We start from the raw sequence: 18,566 nt of genomic DNA, 5'->3' as shown, positions 1-18,566 counted from the left end.
CAACAAAAACTTCCCTTCCAGCCTTCCAGCCTTCCAGCCTTCCAGCCTTCCAGCCTTCCAGCCTTCCAGCCTTCCAGCCTTCCAGCCTTCCAGCCTTCCAGCCTTCCAGCTTTTTCTCGTTCCACTGTCACTCGTGCAACCATCGTCAATGTTAAACACACACTTCGGTCATCCTGAGCTTGTCGAAGGATGTGGGCAAGGCACTTCGACAGGCTCAGTGCGAACGGTATGGGGATGCGGCTTAACTGCACAGGTGTCTCTGGTTCCCATGCTCCAGAGTGGGAACGAGATTTAAACCTGCAGATTACATTTCAGTGAGAGAAAAAAGGGAAACAAGTTGTTTCAGGAAGCTTCAACCCTTCAATTTATGCTCTTCCCTGGACATAAAACTCCAGGCCAGCATATGGCTGATTTTCTGCCCCTGACTCATTTGTTTCACTTTCACTTTCACTTGATTGGCTCCCTCCTCAACCAGAAGCTTTCGTAATAAAGCGATATTCTCTTTTTTGGAAACCAGCGTAGTGAACCAGAAGACCTGCTGTGAGAACTCAGCACTCTCTCTGACCATATTTTTCAAAAAGCGGATTTCTCCACCCTCACACCAGAGCTCATTGGCCTGTCCACCAAAGTTGAGTGATTTCTTATCGGGTATCCTGGTATTTCCTCCACGTTTTACAGCTGAGGATTTCAGGTTTTTCCATTTTCTTTGAGTGCCTGCTTCGGCTTCTTTTTTCGAAGCATGAAAAGGAGGGTTGCAGAGGGTCAGTGCAAATTGATCAGAAGGCTGAATGATGTGTCTGAATAGACTGTTTTTGTCGTGTTGATGCTCGATCCTGATTTTTCCGGACAGATTCTTATTGCTTGAGACGATTGCCCTGGCGGATTCAACAGAAACGGGATCAATATCACTGGCAACAAAATGCCAGCCATAAGCCTGGCTACCAATGATCGGATAGATAAGGTTGGCACCCGTGCCAATATCCAGAACCTTAACCGTTTTTTGTCCCAGATTCAGCGATCCCAGCAAGTCGGCGGCATAATGGATATAGTCTGCCCGTCCGGGAATGGGAGGGCACAGATAACCTTTAGGAATCGACCAGTGCTGCACGTTGTAATAATGCTTGAGCAGTGCCTGATTCAGACGAATCACGGCTTCAGAGTTGGCAAAGTCTATCGTCTTTTGCCCTTTCGGGGTGGTTTTCACAAACTTTCTAAGTTCAGGGTAAGATGAGCAAAGCTGATCAAGATCATAACGTCCCTGATGACGGTTACGGGGGTGCAACTGGGCAGCGGGTCGTTTCCCGGACATAGTGATTGCCAATCTGAAAGGTGGGGGCGAATATTAGCGAGTTTTGGCGACAAACTCTAACAATGCATGTGAGTAAGCAATAATGAAGCGTTGGGCCAGCTGCGAGTGCCGGCCCGATTGAAAAAAGAGTTAGGGTGTTGCTGTTTTTAATGTGGAGCTTCTCAGAGGTTTATGCCAGGTTTGAGAAAGAATAACGCCTGCCAGCATCAGTCCTCCGCCCAGATAGTGATAACTAAACAGTTCCTCAGAAAGGAATACTACTGCGATTAATGTTGTGAAGACAGGCATCAGATTCATGAACATCGATGTATTGTGTGCGCTCAGTTTATCGAGTGCTATAACCCATAATGCAGGAGCCAGGATAGAAGCCAGTATTCCAGCATAAGCAATCAGGGGATCACTGTGGCGCGTAATGGGGTCAGATGAACCCAGCAAAAACGCGGGAAATAGCGTGGTAGCAGCGATGATGCCTTGGGCATAAATAAAAAAATCAGGTGGGCAGAAGTCAGTGTCTTCTAGCTGTCGTGTATCAGAGGGTGTGGCAGCAGTGCTGCCAAGGCCCATCGGTAGAAACTGATCGCTTCCGGAGCAATTTCCGATGCAGCTATTTTACCCACGACAGAGCATAGCTTTCAGGCCTGAAAGCTTCCTGAAGGCAGTCATTATCGACAAACTATTAGCCTGCAGCAGCAAGGGCCGAGAGATGCGCTGGACTACGCAAATGCCAGACAGCATGAATGGGAAAATCCTACCGCCTGGCATAATGGTGAAAAAATGAATGCCATGATGAAAGCGGTTCGGGCCAAGGCCGAGCAGGATAAGAAATTCAGAGACAGTTTGTCGGGAACAGGAAACAAACTGCTTTATGAGAATGCCCCTAAAGACTGGAACTGGGGTATAGGCAGTGATGGGCGTGGTCATAACTACCTGGGTTGTATATTAATGCAGGTTCGGGATGAGCTGAAAGCAGGCACTCTGAAGGCCAGATAACTATGGCTTTTCAGCCTAATAAGCGACAAATGTCATTCATTGGCCGTCTGCTGCTGAATCAGTTCCATCTGTTTTTCAAAGTGTTTGGGAAACCGCCATTGATCCGGATTGATCTGTTCCGGCTTTAACCATTGTACAGATGAAATCTCATAGGTGTTAACAGGAGAAAAGGCTTCAGCCGGATTATTACTGCCGCAAGCATAGAGCCGAAAGCCATTGTCGAATTCCTGCAGTAGTTCTTCTACAGAAACCTGATGACCCGTTTCTTCTTCTGTTTCTCTCATTGCTGTGCAGCTTGAAGTCTCGTCGCTGTTTGCGGTACCGCCGGGCAGGTTGTACTTGCCGTTTACTCTCTGGGTTACAACGGCCACTTTCCCATCATGAGTCATGAGGCAGCCGGCATTGGCGGACGTTTCTTGTCGATCCTGATAAGGGCAGCTTGCTGTTTGTGTGTCTGTTTTGCAGCCAGACAGAAGTAGCAAGGCAACAATGGTTGTCCATTTTTTCAACTGTTTATCCTATACGTTCCCATCCCTGTAAAAGAATAATCTACTGGTGTTTCATTTATAAGGGGTGATTGAGGCGAGAGTCTTTCCAGAGAGTCTGTGTCTGCAGATTTTTTTTCTGTCGAGACAAAAATCGGGCTCAGGGCTCAGGTCTCTGTTAGGAGGAATCGTTGCCAATGTCTGTTGAGAACAAGAGTTCTCAAGTCGGGTTTAGCAAGGCTAACGGAGGAGTTAGCCTTGCGGTTTTTCAGTGTCCTTAGATGGCAATAAGCAGGGCCAGAGCGACCAATGCCAGAACTGCAACTGATGCAGCAATGGCTGCGGTCATCTATATAAACAACCATTCCTTTGATTTCAGTCTTTTTCAGGAGTAACCGAGAATGAAATACCTTGCCGCCCTGATAGTGGCTTTTTTAGTGATCAATACCTCAGCCTGGGCCCGCCTTGTTGAAACTGGGCAATGAAATTACCTCGGACATCGGCCAATATCTAAAGGATGGGAATCGTTTCTCAGACAGTCAGTTGAAAAACTTTATAACGATCGTGGATGTTAAAAACCTGAGCGACAGTGATAAGTGAAGGTTGTCTGCAAAATTGCAGGAGATTCGTCGAATCCAGTAACGTCTTGTAGAGATTGTCAGAAATCCCTGACCTGTTGAAGGCTGGGGTCTGGCCGATCCAGTTAACATCAGCACTCAATTCAAGTCTCTATGAAGCCATTTAATGCCAAGAACTATCAGCAGATCCCAGGTCTTTACCACTGGTTGACTTTTTTACTGCCATCTCTGGCGGGTCTGCTGCTATTTGTCATGCCTGTGATGATAGAAGGCGAATATACCATTCCAGTGGCTATTCTGGCCGGATTGCTGAAGTCGATGTTATCCGGATTTCTACCCGCCATTATCACCCTGGTTCTGGTGGTGTCCTGCCTGCTGACCCTTCTGGCCAAATGGTTCAGTCCTCATTGGATTATCGATCGTCCCTTTCTGGCGGGATTGTTTGATATCAGTCCGATATGGTGTCTTATTCGGGTAGTGGGGATGATCTTTGTCCTGATCGGCTTTTTTAGAGTAGGGCCCGAGGCTATCTGGTCAGAATCAACCGGAGGGATGGTTCTGAATGAACTCATGCCCACCCTGTTTGCCGTGTTCTTATTTGCAGGGCTGTTACTGCCACTGCTCATGAACTTTGGTTTGCTGGAGTTACTGGGAACATTAATGACCCGGGTGATGAGGCCGCTTTTTAATCTTCCCGGAAGGGCTGCCATAGACTGTATAGCCTCCTGGCTGGGAGACGGGAGCGTTGGGATACTGATGACCAGCAAACAGTATGAAACGGCGCATTATACCCAGCGGGAAGCAGCAGTGATTGGTACCACCTTTTCAGCCGTATCCATTACCTTCTCGCTGGTGGTGATAGCCCAGGTCGGACTGGAGCACTTGTTTGCACCTTTTTATTTAACGGTCTGTCTTGCCGGTGTGGTAGCTGCAGTCATTGTGCCTCGATTACCCCCATTATCACGGAAGAAAGATCTATTTATTACAGGTAAAGGTCGTACCGGAGACGAAGAAGCGATTCCAGAAGGATTTGGCGGCTTAAGTTGGGGCTTACGCCTGGCCCTGCATAAAGCGTCCAGAGTCGGGAGCCCCGCGCAGGTTGTGGCCGACGGCTGTAAAAATGCCATCGACATGGTATTGGGTGTTTTGCCGGTAGTGATGGGGGTGGGTACGGTCGCTTTGATGATTTCAGAGTACACGCCGATTTTTCACTATCTGGGTTTACCATTCTTACCGTTACTGCAGTTGTTACAGATTCCTGAAGCCGATATTGCCTCAACAACCATGGTTGTCGGTTTTGCTGATATGTTTGTTCCTTCCATTCTGGCGGCTTCAATCAGCAGTGAAATGACGCGCTTTGTCATCGCTGCATTATCTCTGACTCAATTAATTTATCTTTCTGAAGTGGGAGCCCTGCTTTTGGGAAGTCGAATTCCTGTCTCTCTGCTGGAATTGTTTGTGATTTTTATTCTTCGGACTCTGGTCACTCTTCCTATTATTGCTGGCATGGCCCATCTTATTTTTTAAACTTCTGACCATTTACCGCTGAGTCGACGATGCGTTTTAGGTGCTGGTCTGGAAAGGTGAGCCAGTGTAATCTTGGGCAGCATTAAACAGTCATTTTCATAAGAATAATCCAAGCCCAAGACGCTTTCCGCTTTCTGGAGATTCCCATGAGCAAACTGTTGAAGCAGTATGAGGTACTCGCCAGCGCCACTCTTGATAAGGCTCAATCCCTACCCTTTAGCGTTTATCAGGAGCCGGAAGTTTATCAGCGGGAAGCCGAGAGGGTTTTTTCTGAAGACTGGGTGTTTATCTGTGCAGAACTCTCCCCATGCAACCACACTGCCATCACCTTTTAACGCTACAAAAGCAGCACTGTTATTGTAGATATTTACAATTCCTGAAGATAGATCACCACCACTGCCGTATTCTGTATCTCCTCCGGCAGTTGGCTCTCCCCAAGCAGAAACACTGCCATCCTTTTTCAAGGCAGCAAAGGCTCTTCCATTGGTATAAACCTCTTGAATATCCGAAGTGTTTTCAACAGGAGGAGGACTTGAATCTTCTGGAGTCCCCCTCCATTATCTGTAGCCCCATCATTACTTCCACCACCGCCTCCTGAGCAGCCGGAAATCAACAGGGAAAGAAAAAACGTAGAAAAGAGTCTGAGAACATACTTCACTGTATTACACCGTCCAATGGATCCAGATTGTTTTAGTTTTTCCTCTCCTTTGAGATGCAGAGTTTCCAGGGCTGTTATTCAGGTGAAGTAGGGAGGTATCCGCAGGGAGTGGAGGTAGCCTTATTATTGAAAAAGGCTTTAGTCATCCTTAACACCAATCGGACTGGCTCTTTCCTTTGCCAGAACAACATCAAAGCATTCTTATTTTTTATCTAGCCTTGTCATTCATATAGAAATAAGCCTGATTTTACCTTATTCATAAGTCTTTCGACGTATAGTAGTAATGATTAATTTGTAAGGGGAGTGCATCATTCGAGCAGACTATTCAGTCTGCTTTTTTTGCGAACTGTACCAGCTTATCAGCCGCTTCCATAAAAGCGCGGGTCACAGGCGTATCCTTGCTAAGCTCATAGCGCTCTGGGTGAAATACACAACACATTCTGATGATGAGTGAATAGCATTAGAGGTTAAAATATGAAACAGGTACAAGCAGTTATCTTTGACTGGGCCGGTACTATTGTGGACTTTGGTTCTTTTGCTCCTACCCAAATCTTTGTGGATGCTTTTCGCCGCTCATACGACTTTGACATTACACTGGAAGAAGCCCGTGGCCCTATGGGCCTGGGCAAGATAGAACATATTCGTACGCTAGGGGCAACACCTGAAATTGCTCAGCGTTGGCAGGACCAGTTTGGCCGCAGTTTCACTGAGGAAGATGCTCAGGAAATCTATCAGACTTTCCTGCCTCTACAGATTGAGCGGGTAACACTGTTTGCAGATCCTATTGAAGGCGTTCTGGATGCAGTAAATGGCCTTAAAGCAGAAGGGATTAAAATGGGTTCCTGCTCCGGTTACCCAAGGTCCGTTATGGAAGCTCTGATTCCAGCCGCTGCAGAAAAAGGTTATAAGCCCGATGCTGTGGTAGCCAGTGATGACCTGGCTGCAGGCTCCCGCCCAGGTCCCTGGATGGCTTTACAGAATGTTATTGAACTGGCTATAAATGATGTCGCTACCTGCATCAAGGTAGATGATGCCACTTCTGGTATTGCAGAAGGTTTGAATGCTGGAATGTGGACAGTGGGTCTGTCTGTTTCCGGTAACGAGTTTGGAGCGACCGAAGCGGAATATAAAGCCATGTCAGAAGCCGAAGTGGCCAAACGTCGTGCACCGGCTGAGGCCAAGATGAAAGCGGCAGGGGCTCACTATGTCATTGATTCGGTGGCGGATCTTCCTGCGGTTGTACAAGCTATCAATGCGCGTCTTGCTAAGGGCGATCGTCCCTGATTTCCCTTCTTTTCAGCTCTATAGAGTCCAGCCTCAGTGTTGGGCTTTTTGGTTTTGAAATGCCTGCCTGTACTTTATTGAGGATGTGTAGAAACCGAAGGGATCGCTTGCATTTTTCTTAAAATGGAATAATGGTGTTCTACAAAGAGCAATAAGTACCCAGCCCTATGGAATCGAATATTTCTGGTTTATACCCATTGGATTTCAAGATGCTACCAGGCGACAAGTGAGCGAACGCTGGCAACAACGTAGCATCTTGAAAGGCGATGGGTATATTGGGCTGGTGTCCTGCAAGGCAGTCACGACTGCATGGGTACAGGAGGTAGGGTAACGCAGGAGCAGTTGCCGAGAGTGCCGAGCAATGAGTCAGAAAATATGATTTCATAGGGTTGGGCACTTATCTTGCAATGAAGCTGTTTAATGTTCAGCCTGATGAAGGCTACAAGAACAACGAAACGCCGAACGTCTGGCTTTGTCCGAAGTCTGAAGCTCAAGCCGTCATAAAGAGAAGCAAAATGCCAGGGGAAACCGTTGCAAAAGGCTCCTGGCAATATTGTTTTTATATGCCTCCAAGCCTTGGGTGAATCTTACCGCCCACATAGCTGACTCCAAAACGCACGAAGAAATAGCTCACGCCTATGGCCAGCTCCAGGGGGCTCCACTCAAAAATCATGTTAAATGCTGAGTTGAGACTAACAGCCAGCATGGCTGATCCCAAGGCGACTGTTTTAGCGCTTACTGTGCCCTGAGAAGTGCTGTTGGCAGCACTGAAGTGTTTTTTCCAATCTCTGGAGGCTAATACTGTTTGATCTTTGGCAAAGGCAAGGTAGTAATGATGTTGAGCGCCTGCCTCCGTTAAACAGTGGTCTTTATTGTTTATGGAACTGACTTTTCCACTGATGAGATGCCCTTCAGCATCTTTATAAAAGCAAGCGCACTGACACTCTTCTGAAGTGCAGACAATGAGATTGTTGGTTTCTTTTTCAGAAATACAGACCTTGTTCTCAGGTAACTCTTCCGAATTTGAAATAAATGACAGAGGATGAATCAGGTCGGCTGAAGGAAATAATTTCTCTCCTGTATTTGAGGTTTTTTCGCTGCAATCTGCAGTTGGCTCAGTGCTCCAGTGCCAATATTTTTCACCGGCTTGCATCACCAGGCAGGTATTTAATTCTGTGGGATGGCTGGATGAAAAAGCTTGAAGAGCGTTAAAGCTTAATACCAACAGAAGAAGTCGCATCAGCTTCATATTGTTACCTGTCTGATTGTTAAAAAAGCATCAGAATACTAGTTCATATATTTGATTCAGACGGCAGGGCAACTCAACAGAGAGTGCTTGGTCTATCCTGAAGGACTCAATATCTTTTGGAGAGTGAGACGTGAATTTCAGGAGATTCCTGGTGATTCTGGCAGTCATTCTGGGCATTTTTGCCATGATTGCCTATCTGTTCGAAACGACGGAAGAAGATGTCGAGAGCTATCTTGGTGATCCCGTCACCTTAATAGAGCAGAAGGAGCCTGTTGAGCCGGTACTGGATTCTCAGCGTCAGAAAGCGGCTGAAGTAGAAGAGCCCGGAAAGAAAACAGAAACATCCAGGCGTTACACTATTTTTCAGTTTGAAAACCCCGAACACCAACCCGTATTGAATTCGCCCACACAACCGGTAAAACGTCTGCCCGACCCTGGAATAGATGTTCTGATAAAAAACATGCATGCCGCCATGGCTACAAATATTGGCGGAGGTATCTCGGCCAATCAGGTAGGGAAGCCTTTACAGATTTTTCTTATAGGGCCTCCCCCTATGGTCAATGCAACAGCCCCCTCTGATGTTTTTATTAACCCGGTGATTACTCAAGTTTCAAAAGGAAGAAGCTGTTTCTGGCATGGTTGTTTAAGTTCAAAAGGTAAAAAATTTGGCAAGGTGTCTACCTGGAACAGTATTACTATTGAAGCTCTTGACCCTCAGGGACGAAAATTTACGCGGCAGCTGAATGGACTGGACGCCATTGTTGCCCAACACGAGTTCCGGCATCTTCTCGGTGGGGGCTACCATGATCATGCTCAAGAATTTGAAGGTGAGATGGCGTTATTACAGAAGATGATGCAGCGAAAAATTAAAATGATAGAGCCTTGTAATGAATCAGAGCCTTTCCTTCTGGAAGACTACAAGGTGGGAGAAACGATAGAGCAATATGCACAAAGAAAAAATAAAACAAAGGTGAAAGAAAGAACAGTGGGTCTAAATTAAGAGCAGATTGGGAACCTTCTGTTTCTAGTAATAAAAAAAATGAAATTAAAACTTATGGGTCGATGTTGTCTGAAACTTTATTTGCGTCACCTATACTCATTTTCCTTCTATTGAACTGTCTGGGGCAAAATGAGTAGATTCTGGAAGTTGGAGTCGACAACAGTCGTCCCAGATTTTTTACCAGAGACTGAGGTGATCAGGTTGGTGGCTGTATGAGTGGCAAAGCCCGAATTGTCCGGTGGCGTTTGTGGAACGTTTTGCCACTGAGACAGATCATTAATGGATTTTGTCTGACTACGGCTATTGTGGTTGTCTCAACAGCCAATGCATGGGACCTGAAAAAAGATAATCGTTTAGCCAACGGTTTAATACAAATCCTCTCCAATCCGCCGGGTTCCGCTAACCCACAGCATATTACAATTGTGGTGAATGATTGGACGGCACAACAGTTTCAAATTGTTCAAACGCCTCAAGCCATATTCGTCAACCAGGTGCCTGTTGATATAAATTGGGTCAGTCAGTTGATTCAGCAGCCGCAAACAATTCATTCCGCCCCCGGTGTAACCACCTCTCCGATTCTGCTGCCTTTTCCTGTCATACCTACTTTACCTCCACAGCAAATGGCCGCTGGGGGAATGGTTCCTTACCCGGTTTATCAACAACATATGGGGGGTCTTCAGCAGCAGGTGGCCCAGATGCACCAGCAAGGGCTTGGAATGAGTCAGCAACTGGCGCAATTGCAGCAGCAACTGTCTCATCAAACCGGAATGATGCCTATTACCAGTCATCAGGCCGAGCTGGCAGAAAAGCAAGAAGCTTTTGATAAAGAACTGGAAGCCAAAGAAAAGAAAATTTCCGAGCTGAACGACAAAATAAGTGAACTCAATCAACAGCTGGATGCACCTCCAGCTCCTGACACTACAGTCACTGACGAAGGTGTGCCCAATGCAGGTGTTTCTGTCGAAGACCATGAAAAAGTTCTGGCTGAAAAAGACCAGGAGATCGACAGCAAACAAAAGGAAATAAAAAGGCTGGAAGCCGAGTTAGAGAAAAAAGCAGAAGCCTTACAAGAAGCCTTACAAGAAGCCTTACAAGAAGCCTTACAAAAAGAAGCTGAGAAATCTCAGGGACTGCTCAGTCAGCAGAAAAAGTTGGCAGATGATAAAGCCAAAGCTGAGTCGAACTCACAGAGCGCTCGACAGAGAGAAAATAAGGAGAAGCAGAGAGCTGACAGGGCAGAAAGAGAGCGAACGAAGGCTCAGGGGGAGTTGAAAACTGAGCAAAACAAGTCAGGCCGATTGCAGCAGCAGTTAGAGCAGATGAAAGGTGAGCGTAAGGAGCTTCAGGCAAGGCCCACGCAGGAGAAATTGGATCAAAAACTGAAGGAGCAAGAAGAAAAAGTGCGTGAGGCTGAGAAGAGGCTGAAAGCTGCCAATGCGCAAGTAGATCAGTTACAGAGTGAACTCAACAAGGCCCGGGAAGAAGCCTCTGCGGCACAGCAGAGGGTGAGCGAGCTTGAAGAATCTCTGGAAGAGAATGATTCGACTCACATTGTTGAAGAGTGGCAGGAAAAAGTACGAACTCTCACGAATCAGTTGGGTGAAGCCAAAAAGACAGCCGAAAAGCAGAAAGAACAAAAGAAAAAAATCCAGAGAGAGATGGAGCAGAACAAAGTCAGTTATGAGGCCAAAAAAAATGAACAGAGACAAAAGCATACTGAGGAGTTGCAGCAGCAGAAAGCGAGTCATAAAGAAGAAGTCAAAGAGCTAAAAGATGAGCTTGATAGACAGAAGCAATCCAGGCCCAAAACAAAAAATGCATCGACTAATACCAAGACTACGACTAGAAGCGTGGGAGTGAATACAGAGGCTTCTGGTGCGTCCGCAGCTAATACATTGGCGGGTAGGCCTGAAAAAGAGGCGGGTAGGCCTGAAAAAGATGAAAAACCGGTCACCTCTGAATCCGTTTCAACCCCAGTTCCTGTTTCCGATAACAGTGATGTCACTTCAGGCACATTGGTATCACCCGGTATTAGATCGACGCCTCAGGGAGTGATCACCGGGCAAACAACAGGGGCTCGATCTCAAGACGTCAGCCCGGAAGTGCCACTGATCACGAATTCGGGAGAAATCAGTGAATCAAATACTGACGATGCCCCCCTTCAGGCTGATCCAGCATCAGACAAAGTTGGAACGCATGAGCAGAAAGTGGGGACGGATGAGATCGTTTTGATTGATGCTGAGAGTCAGGCTGATCTGGATATTCAGCAGCTACTGCTTAACTATTATTCAGAGGGAAAACTGCTAGATCTGATGCGACCGTTTCAGCCTCCTCCTATTGTTATGGTGGAGGCAGGCTGTGGGCCTGATATGCCTATGGACTTCCTGCAGGGTGGAAAGGACTTACGAACAGGCTATCAGAAAAAAACGCCGAAAGATTCTTCTCCCGATGATGATGCTTCGAATCAGCAGGATTCACCACAGGACCAGCAGGCCAATGGGGATCCCGAGGATATTGGGCCTTCTACCATCCGAGGCCCTCTGGCGGCTGCGTTCGTTGAAGCTTTGGGGTTACTGACTTCCTGGGTCTTTCCTCCGTTCTGGCTGGCTGCTTTTGGAGCCGGGATGTATTTTGGTAAGTTCATCAAGCAGGCAGAGAATAACCGACTGGAACTGGAAGCGTTGAAAAAGAATAGAGCTGATTCAGCAGTCTGGTCATCTACTCAACCCTTGTCGTCCAGTTGTGATTTATTGGCTGGGCACCCTCTGAACGCTCTGTGTCTCGAACTTCTGACGGATAAAAGGTTTGCCGCCATGCTTCCCCTATTGATCAATATCAGCCAGAAGCATCAGGAAACCCTTCGCTTCCCGGCCTTTGGCTGGTGGCAAAGATCAGAGTCAGTCTCTCATTCTCTCAGTGCCAAAGAACTGATGAAGCTTCTTGAGGGGGCTGATGAGCCCTCTTCAGTCATCGGGCAGCTCCACCTGCAAAGTCTCAAGAATATAGATTTTTACAGTGCTTCTCTTCAGCTGCAGAAAAAAGTGCTAACAATGATCTATCAGCTCTGGCAGGCCAAAGGGGTCAGTGACGAACACATTGCCCAGGCGCCATTATCTGATGAAGGATTTTTGTTATTGCTTGGGTTTGCCTATCAGGCCTGCTCGCTGGAGTACAAGCATGCCGGGCTTCTGGAAAAGCTGGAAACCCTGGGGGTTAAAGATCTTGGCAAACGACTGATGGAAGCCGTTTTTGAGGGAGAAAAAGCCATTGTATTACCTGCTTCTCTGGGAGACTTTGATGAAAACAGTATCAGTATTTTTCAGCTAAGCCATGCTAAGCCTGTCATGTTTAGAGGGTTCTCCTTCAGGGACGGACTGGTTTATAAAGCCAGCGACAAAGCTCGGAAAATTCAGTGTGAAGTGCTGAGCGAGACTTCTCTTCAGGCGGCCTGTTATGCCTATCTGGCCTGGGAGGTTGATTGGAAAGCCAGGATTCTGGTCGATCTTCAGGAAGTGATAACAACAGAAATGCCGGTGTTCTCGGAAGTTTCAAATGGCGTTCAGGTTGCTGAATATCAGAAAGTGAGAGAAGAAGTATTAGCAGAGACCATATTCTCCTTGCTGGACTGGGCTGAACTGTACCTGATTGAGGAAACCAGCGGTAAAAAAAGGCGCTTTATTCGTGCAGCATTAGTATTAGCGGGTGTTGTAGAAGACAGCAGTGATAGTGTTTATCAGGTCTGGCTGAAACACATATGGGGTTTAATCCAGGATAATCATGAGTGGACCGGAAAGCAGTGGCTTCAGAAGTTGGTCAATATGAACGGCAGAGGCCCCAAGTCCGAAAAAGGTCTCAGGCTCTCTCCTATGTGGAAACAGGGATTCATCAGCTGGTCTTTGCAAATGTCTCCCAGTGTTCCGGGGGAAGCGTTGCAGGAGTTACAGCCGCAGATGCATGGTGTTGAATCAGTCAGCATGAAGCTGCCCCTAATAAAGGACAAAACCAGTCATGTGTATGTCTGGTTGCCAGAAAAAAAGAGCTGGGAAAAAGCCTTCAGTGATGGCAAACCTGTTTTATCCGGACAGTCCGTGCATGTGATTTGTCGCTGCGCCTATGCCTTGGGAAGGGGAGCCGATGATATGGACTTCTATTTTGCCTTTGATCAAAAACCTTCCGCCGGTAAAAAATGTTCTTTTTACAAACCCTACTTTGAAGTAAGGCAATGAACAGGCTGGCAACCTTTCAGGTTTTTCAGCAGCTTACTGAGCCTTGCCTATACTGACTGCATTTTTAAAACCTAATAAAAATACATTCGGAAACAGTTTAATGAAGTATTCCTCTCTTTGTATTGGGTTGATCGCCCCCATCGCTCTTGCGACTGAGTTTGAACTGGATATAGACGTTACAGAGACGATGGATACATCGCCTTCTGAGTCCATGATCAAGCTGGATAAACCTTTTAGTCCTGTCACAGACGCTGGCCAGTTACTCAGGCAAGAAACCGGTGTGGCGGTATCCAGAAAAGGCGGCAAAGGTTTCGAGCCCATTATTCGCGGGCAGCAACAAAGCCAGTTAAATATTATTACGGGCAACGCGTTTGTTCTGGGGGCCTGTCCGGGACGAATGGATCCTCCCACCACTTACACCAGTCTCAAGGGTTATGATCGTGTGACGGTGCTGCGAGGCTATGAGAGTGTGATCTATGGCTCTGGTGGTTCCGGTGGCACAGTGCTGTTTGAGCGTGAGACTCCTCGTTTTAATGATGGTACTGGTGCTCGTTCTTACACGGGTAATCTGGGATTGGGTTATACGAGCAACATTGAACACAAACAGGCGTCTGCTGATGTGTCTCTGGGGAGCGAGTCTGCCTATCTCCGGGCTTATGGAGATTATCAGGACGCTGGAAATTACAAAGATGGTAATGGCCAGAGAGTCAGTTCTGCGTTCAAGTCTTCCAGCGGAGGAGTACTGGTGTCAGGCGAAATCATGCCTTTCACTCGGCTGGAAGCCAATATTGAGTCGACCCGAGATGACGACATCTATTATGCCGGTAATGGTATGGATGCGCCCTGGGCTAAAGCAGATACCTGGCGATTGAAGCTTCAGCATGATCAAGCCTTCTTGGGGTTGGATGCCATAGAGCTCTCGGGCTGGCATGCAGACGTACGACATCTTATGGATAACTATTCAGTCAGGGTTCGCAAACCAAAATCCCCGGTCGGCATGAGAGCACCTTCTGATTCAGTCACCTGGGGAGGCAGGCTGTTGGGTAAAATCTACTATGATGATGCCGAACTTAAGCTGGGGCTGGATTATCAGGCAAATGACCGTGATGCCAAACGTTATAAGGTCAATCGACAGACAGGGGGGCAAGCTTGGCAGTCGCACATATGGCCAGGCGTTGAGTATCGCCAGATGGGAGTATTTGCAGAGCTTGATTTCAGTTTAAGTGAAAAGGATTCATTGCGGCTGGGGCTGCGGTTTGATGACTTACAGGCTGAAGCCACCAAAGCCAGCAGTTCTGTACTCGGCCATAGCAGCCCTAATTCATTGTACAAACAATATTATGGTGTAGAGGCTGACAAGGTGCATGAGCAAAACCTGAGTGGTTTGTTGGCCTGGCAACATGAATTATTCGATCGTCAGTCGATTGAACTTCGGGGGAGCCGCAGCATCAGAACAGCCGATACCAGTGAGCGATTTATTGCCTCAAGGGGATCTTGCTGTCATGGCAGCGATGACTGGGTTGGGAATCCGGACATCAAGCCGGAAAAACATCAGCAGCTCGATGCGGGTTATCGCTACGATACGGGCGCTGGAGAATGGTCCGCCATTGTTTATGTCGATGAAGTACAGGACTACATACTCAGAACCCAGTCAGATTCGGGCGCCTATATCTACAAGAACATAGAAGCCAGACTTTTTGGTGTTGAAGTCGATTTTCGTTATGCCTATGGGCGCTTTAAATCTTCAGCCGGAATGGCATGGACCCGAGGGGAAGATCGCGATAATGGCTCAGATCTGCCTCAGATCCCGCCTCTCCAGTTTAATCTTCAGTTGGATTACGATGCGACCCAGTGGTTATTTGGCGCTCGCTGGGAGCTGGCGACAAAGCAAGACAAGGTGGATATCAAGAGTGGATTAGATGCCGGAGAAACCGATGGCTACGGCGTTGTTCATTTGTATGGCTGGTATCAACTAGAGCAGGGTTTTAAGCTGGAAGCCGGCGTTCAGAACCTGTTTAATAAAGCTTATGCTCAGCATGTGAACCGTGCCAGCCACGACCCCTTTGATCCTGCAGCCAAACAAGTGAATGAACCTGGAAGAGAGGTGTGGGTAGGGGTTAATTATCGTTTCTGATCTTGAAATGGCACACTGAATCTGGATCTGGAACAGGTATTTTTTTAATGATTACTTGTTCTTATCTTCAGGAAACAGGTTTTTAACAATGATGATCAGGCCTGCCATCAGGTTAACGGTGGCGGCAGTAATTAAAGTCATCAGTACGTTATCGCTTAATGAGAAGAGCTCAATCCAGGTATTGTCAGCTCTTTGAATCTGTACCTTGCTGGCGCTGGCAATGACGATACTTGCCACTACCATAGACGACAGAACAACAAAAATAAAAATTCTTCTGGCAAACCCTTTTCTCAGTTCAATGGTGTCTTCCAGTCGGGTGTTATGAAGACGCTTTTCTTTCAGTTCTTCCTGAGCCAGTAATACTTTGTATTGTTGCTCAGCAATACCTTCCTGGGAAAGATTTTTAATCTCAACTTTCTTCTCTTCTCTGAACAGTTCGTCATCATCGGGTTCTGAAGAGGTTTCATTAACCTTTTTGAGATTCTCGGAGTATTTGTTTAGAACTTTCCAAAGCGTTTTCTGATCAATGTCAGAGGGCTGGCTGGTGGCTTCTTTTTTTTGCTCTGCATCCTGCAACGGCGAAGTCATGTTCAGGCGATCTCTTCCTGCATCAGTCCCAGCTCTTTCATCATGGACGTTTCAATCAATTCCAGACTCAGCTCATAATCGGGTATTTCACCATTCTGGTGTTCATTGCGAGTGATTTCCCAGGGGCTGCCCGGTTTGTGGGTCAGGTTAGAGAGAGTGTGAGCTGAAAGTCCGCCATAAAGCTCCCAGATCTGGTCAATCAGGTTTCGGACATTATGGTCATGGGGGTTTATTTTGGGAATGCAGACTTCAAAGCCGGGGCCTTCATCACTGGTTCTGGCCAAGCCTATTTTTCTAATCAGAGTGCCCAGGCTGTGAATGGGCTGGTAACCATAAGCTCTGAATTCGTTATAAACACTTTTAATGACCGGGCCAAATTTCCAGGCATAAACCGGTTCATCAATCAGAGGGCGATGGTAAACAGCTAAAGAAAGGGCGTGAGCGAAGTAAACCAGCTTTTGCAACTTCATTGGGCTGATATCTTCCTGCTTTTGCTGGGCAGTTTCCAAAAAAGCATTGGCAATGGCGACAGCAGGGTATATTCCTTTTTTCACTGTTCATCCTCGCACATTTATTATTCCTGCCGCCTAGTATCCCTTTCAAAAGCCACTAAAACAAGTCTGGTGAGCGCCTAACGTGGCGGGCTTATTTCAAGAGAAAGCTCTCTGATAAAATAATCATCTATTACGCCGCTTTCAGGAAATCCTTTCACTTCTGGCTTTACCAGGTGGTGCTGGGTATTGAAATAAATAGGAATGGCCGGAACATCTTCGTCAAGCGTTCTTTCCAGTCGTTGAAAAAGAGCCTTTCGTTCCTGGCTGAATTCAGGGCTGGGGATACCGGTACAAGCCTGCTCCAATAGTCGGTCATACTCCGGGTTCTGATAGCGTCCTTCATTAAAGGCATAATCAGATTTAAATAATTCCAGAACCAGGCAGGGCTCGGGGCTAACGACTGACCACGTCACCCGTGCCACTTGAAATTGCCCTCGTTGCATTTCTGCCAGCATACTGTTGAATTCCATGTTATTCAGGCGGGTTTTAACGCCCAGAGTATTTTTCCACATATCACTGATGGCCAGAGCAATCTGTCTGTGCTTGTCCATTGTGTTGTAAAGAATTTCAATTTCTAGAGGTTTTTCAGGCTCGTAACCGGCTTCTTTATACAGGCGTCTGGCTTCTTTGATTCTGTCAGGTTTTGAAAGCGAGGCTTTGGGTAACACGGGTGGCTCAAAATCATTGAAGTGACTGGATGAAAAGGTAAATGCGGGTGTTTCTCCCTGACGGGTGATTTTGTCGGTAATTAATTCCCGGTCTATTGCCAGTGATAAAGCCTGGCGCAAAGGCTGATTATTCATCTTCTCATTTTTGATATTCAGGGTGTAATAATAAATCGCATGAGTGGGGTGGCTGCGGAGTTGTTCCGGTATGGTTTTTTTTAGCTTTGGATAAAGCTTTGGAGGGATATTGGCGGTGATATGAACTTCTCCTGTCTGATAACGCTTGAATTCAATATCGGATTGCAGTGGGAGAAAGACGGCTTTGTCTATTTTGGTTTTTTCTTGATTCCAGTAGTGAGGGTTTTTAACAACAGTCACCTGTTCGTTAATGACCCAGCTGTCGAGCTGATAGGCTCCGTTCGAAATCAGGTGCCCAGGTTGCGCCCAGCGTTTAGGGTCTTTCTCAATGGATGCCTGATGCAAAGGCATAAGTAAGTATTCAATGATGTCCAGGGCATAAGGAACAGGTTTGCTGAGTTGTATTTTCAAGGTCTGGGCATCTTCAGCGGTGATGCCCAGACTTTCGACGGGCTTTTTGCGCTGAATAATATCGGTAGCATGGGTGACATGTAGGGTTTCAAAAATCTGGGCACGAATGAAGGTGTTATCAGGATTAATGGCATATTGAGTCGCAAACACAAAGTCTTTTGCAGTCAGGGGGGCTCCGTTACTCCATTTAAGGTCAGGCCTCAGTTGGAAGGTATAGGTTTTGCCGTCTTCAGACAGACTCCAGTTAGAAGCCTGAGCAGGAATAAACTGACCAGTTCTATCTTTAACAATCAGCCCTTCAAAGAGATTTTTTTGAATGTGGTGGCCCACAATGGTTTGTGAGTTATAAGGGTTGATTGAATCGGGGTCAGCACTATTGCCAATCACCAGCGTACCCGGCTCATCGGCTAAAGATAATACGGAAGTGCTAGATAAAAAAAGAACCAGAACTGCCAGAAGCACTTCTTTTATTGAAACGCGTTTTATCATCATTATTTAGCCCGGAAATTTCATAAAGTGTTGAGCTTCTCGCTCTGCTATTTTTTCGGCTGACACATTTTCTCGTCATATTCATGCTTATTGCATGGATCTGACGAGAAAATGCTGTCACGGCGGAGAAAGAGCTAGCGAGAAGCCGACGAGCGATGTTTGTTTCTTTTCGTTCACATCAGCAAACGAATATCTCAGTATTTCCGCAGTCTATAGTCTGACCGGAGCGGCTTTATGAATTTTCCGGGTTGGACCGTACATAACCTGAAAATAACTCATAC

General features: G+C 46.8%; 14 protein-coding genes. 7 read left to right on the top strand and 7 right to left on the bottom strand.

Going from position 1 to position 18,566, the window contains the following annotated elements; all coding sequences use genetic code 11:
• Positions 1 to 352: 352 nt before the first annotated feature.
• Both rlmF and GZ78_RS10380 read right to left on the bottom strand, forming a co-directional pair.
• Entirely contained in the window at positions 353 to 1,309 is a 957-nt protein-coding gene (gene rlmF, locus GZ78_RS10385) for a 23S rRNA (adenine(1618)-N(6))-methyltransferase RlmF (protein WP_034835229.1), read from the bottom strand.
• Positions 1,310 to 1,438: 129 nt separating this feature from the next.
• On the bottom strand, positions 1,439 to 1,873 hold the full coding sequence (locus GZ78_RS10380) for a DMT family transporter (RefSeq protein WP_051786040.1): 435 nt from the start codon (positions 1,871 to 1,873) through the stop codon (positions 1,439 to 1,441).
• A gap of 111 nt (positions 1,874 to 1,984) precedes the next feature.
• Here GZ78_RS10380 and GZ78_RS10370 point away from each other — a divergent pair, with 111 nt between their 5' ends.
• Entirely contained in the window at positions 1,985 to 2,299 is a 315-nt protein-coding gene (locus tag GZ78_RS10370) for an NADAR domain-containing protein (RefSeq protein WP_081869785.1), read from the top strand.
• Between the two features lie 32 nt (positions 2,300 to 2,331).
• On the opposite strand, the gene GZ78_RS27390 is transcribed toward GZ78_RS10370, so the two are convergent.
• Positions 2,332 to 2,808: an NUDIX hydrolase gene (locus GZ78_RS27390; protein WP_051786038.1), complete on the bottom strand. Its 477-nt coding sequence runs from the start codon at positions 2,806 to 2,808 to the stop codon at positions 2,332 to 2,334.
• Positions 2,809 to 3,515: 707 nt separating this feature from the next.
• Between GZ78_RS27390 and GZ78_RS10360 the strand changes: the two genes are divergently transcribed.
• From GZ78_RS10360 to phnX, 3 genes are all read left to right on the top strand, one after another.
• A complete protein-coding gene (locus GZ78_RS10360) occupies positions 3,516 to 4,889 on the top strand; it encodes a YjiH family protein (RefSeq protein WP_034835226.1) in 1,374 nt (457 codons plus the stop codon).
• A 146-nt stretch (positions 4,890 to 5,035) separates the two neighbouring features.
• A complete protein-coding gene (locus GZ78_RS28870) occupies positions 5,036 to 5,224 on the top strand; it encodes a hypothetical protein (protein WP_152558656.1) in 189 nt (62 codons plus the stop codon).
• A gap of 797 nt (positions 5,225 to 6,021) precedes the next feature.
• Positions 6,022 to 6,831, top strand: a complete 810-nt coding sequence (gene phnX / locus GZ78_RS10340) for a phosphonoacetaldehyde hydrolase (RefSeq protein ID WP_034835219.1) — start codon at positions 6,022 to 6,024, stop codon at positions 6,829 to 6,831.
• Positions 6,832 to 7,390: 559 nt separating this feature from the next.
• Here the strand turns inward: phnX and GZ78_RS10335 are convergent.
• Positions 7,391 to 8,080 (bottom strand): hypothetical protein, encoded by a 690-nt coding sequence (locus GZ78_RS10335; protein ID WP_034835217.1) that lies wholly within the window; start codon positions 8,078 to 8,080, stop codon positions 7,391 to 7,393.
• Between the two features lie 130 nt (positions 8,081 to 8,210).
• Between GZ78_RS10335 and GZ78_RS27385 the strand changes: the two genes are divergently transcribed.
• From GZ78_RS27385 to GZ78_RS10315, 3 genes are all read left to right on the top strand, one after another.
• The gene (locus tag GZ78_RS27385; protein WP_152558655.1) at positions 8,211 to 9,080 is read left to right on the top strand and encodes a peptide deformylase; all 870 of its coding nucleotides are present in this window, start codon (positions 8,211 to 8,213) and stop codon (positions 9,078 to 9,080) included.
• A 212-nt stretch (positions 9,081 to 9,292) separates the two neighbouring features.
• The gene (locus tag GZ78_RS10325) at positions 9,293 to 13,306 is read left to right on the top strand and encodes a coiled-coil domain-containing protein (protein ID WP_034835215.1); all 4,014 of its coding nucleotides are present in this window, start codon (positions 9,293 to 9,295) and stop codon (positions 13,304 to 13,306) included.
• Positions 13,307 to 13,406: 100 nt separating this feature from the next.
• A complete protein-coding gene (locus GZ78_RS10315) occupies positions 13,407 to 15,440 on the top strand; it encodes a TonB-dependent copper receptor (protein ID WP_152558654.1) in 2,034 nt (677 codons plus the stop codon).
• Positions 15,441 to 15,491: 51 nt separating this feature from the next.
• Here the strand turns inward: GZ78_RS10315 and GZ78_RS10310 are convergent, their stop codons facing one another.
• The 3 genes from GZ78_RS10310 to GZ78_RS10300 form a co-directional block, all read right to left on the bottom strand.
• Positions 15,492 to 16,028: a hypothetical protein gene (locus tag GZ78_RS10310; protein ID WP_034835212.1), complete on the bottom strand. Its 537-nt coding sequence runs from the start codon at positions 16,026 to 16,028 to the stop codon at positions 15,492 to 15,494.
• Positions 16,029 to 16,030: 2 nt separating this feature from the next.
• Entirely contained in the window at positions 16,031 to 16,582 is a 552-nt protein-coding gene (locus GZ78_RS10305) for a Panacea domain-containing protein (protein ID WP_051786035.1), read from the bottom strand.
• A 77-nt stretch (positions 16,583 to 16,659) separates the two neighbouring features.
• Positions 16,660 to 18,288 (bottom strand): peptide ABC transporter substrate-binding protein, encoded by a 1,629-nt coding sequence (locus GZ78_RS10300; protein WP_051786034.1) that lies wholly within the window; start codon positions 18,286 to 18,288, stop codon positions 16,660 to 16,662.
• Positions 18,289 to 18,566: the final 278 nt, after the last annotated feature.

This window comes from Endozoicomonas numazuensis, assembly GCF_000722635.1.
GTDB classification, from domain to species: Bacteria; Pseudomonadota; Gammaproteobacteria; order Pseudomonadales; family Endozoicomonadaceae; genus Endozoicomonas_A; species Endozoicomonas_A numazuensis.
The sequence above is the reverse complement of the archived record's forward strand: the minus strand, read 5'-3'. Positions and strand labels throughout refer to the sequence as shown.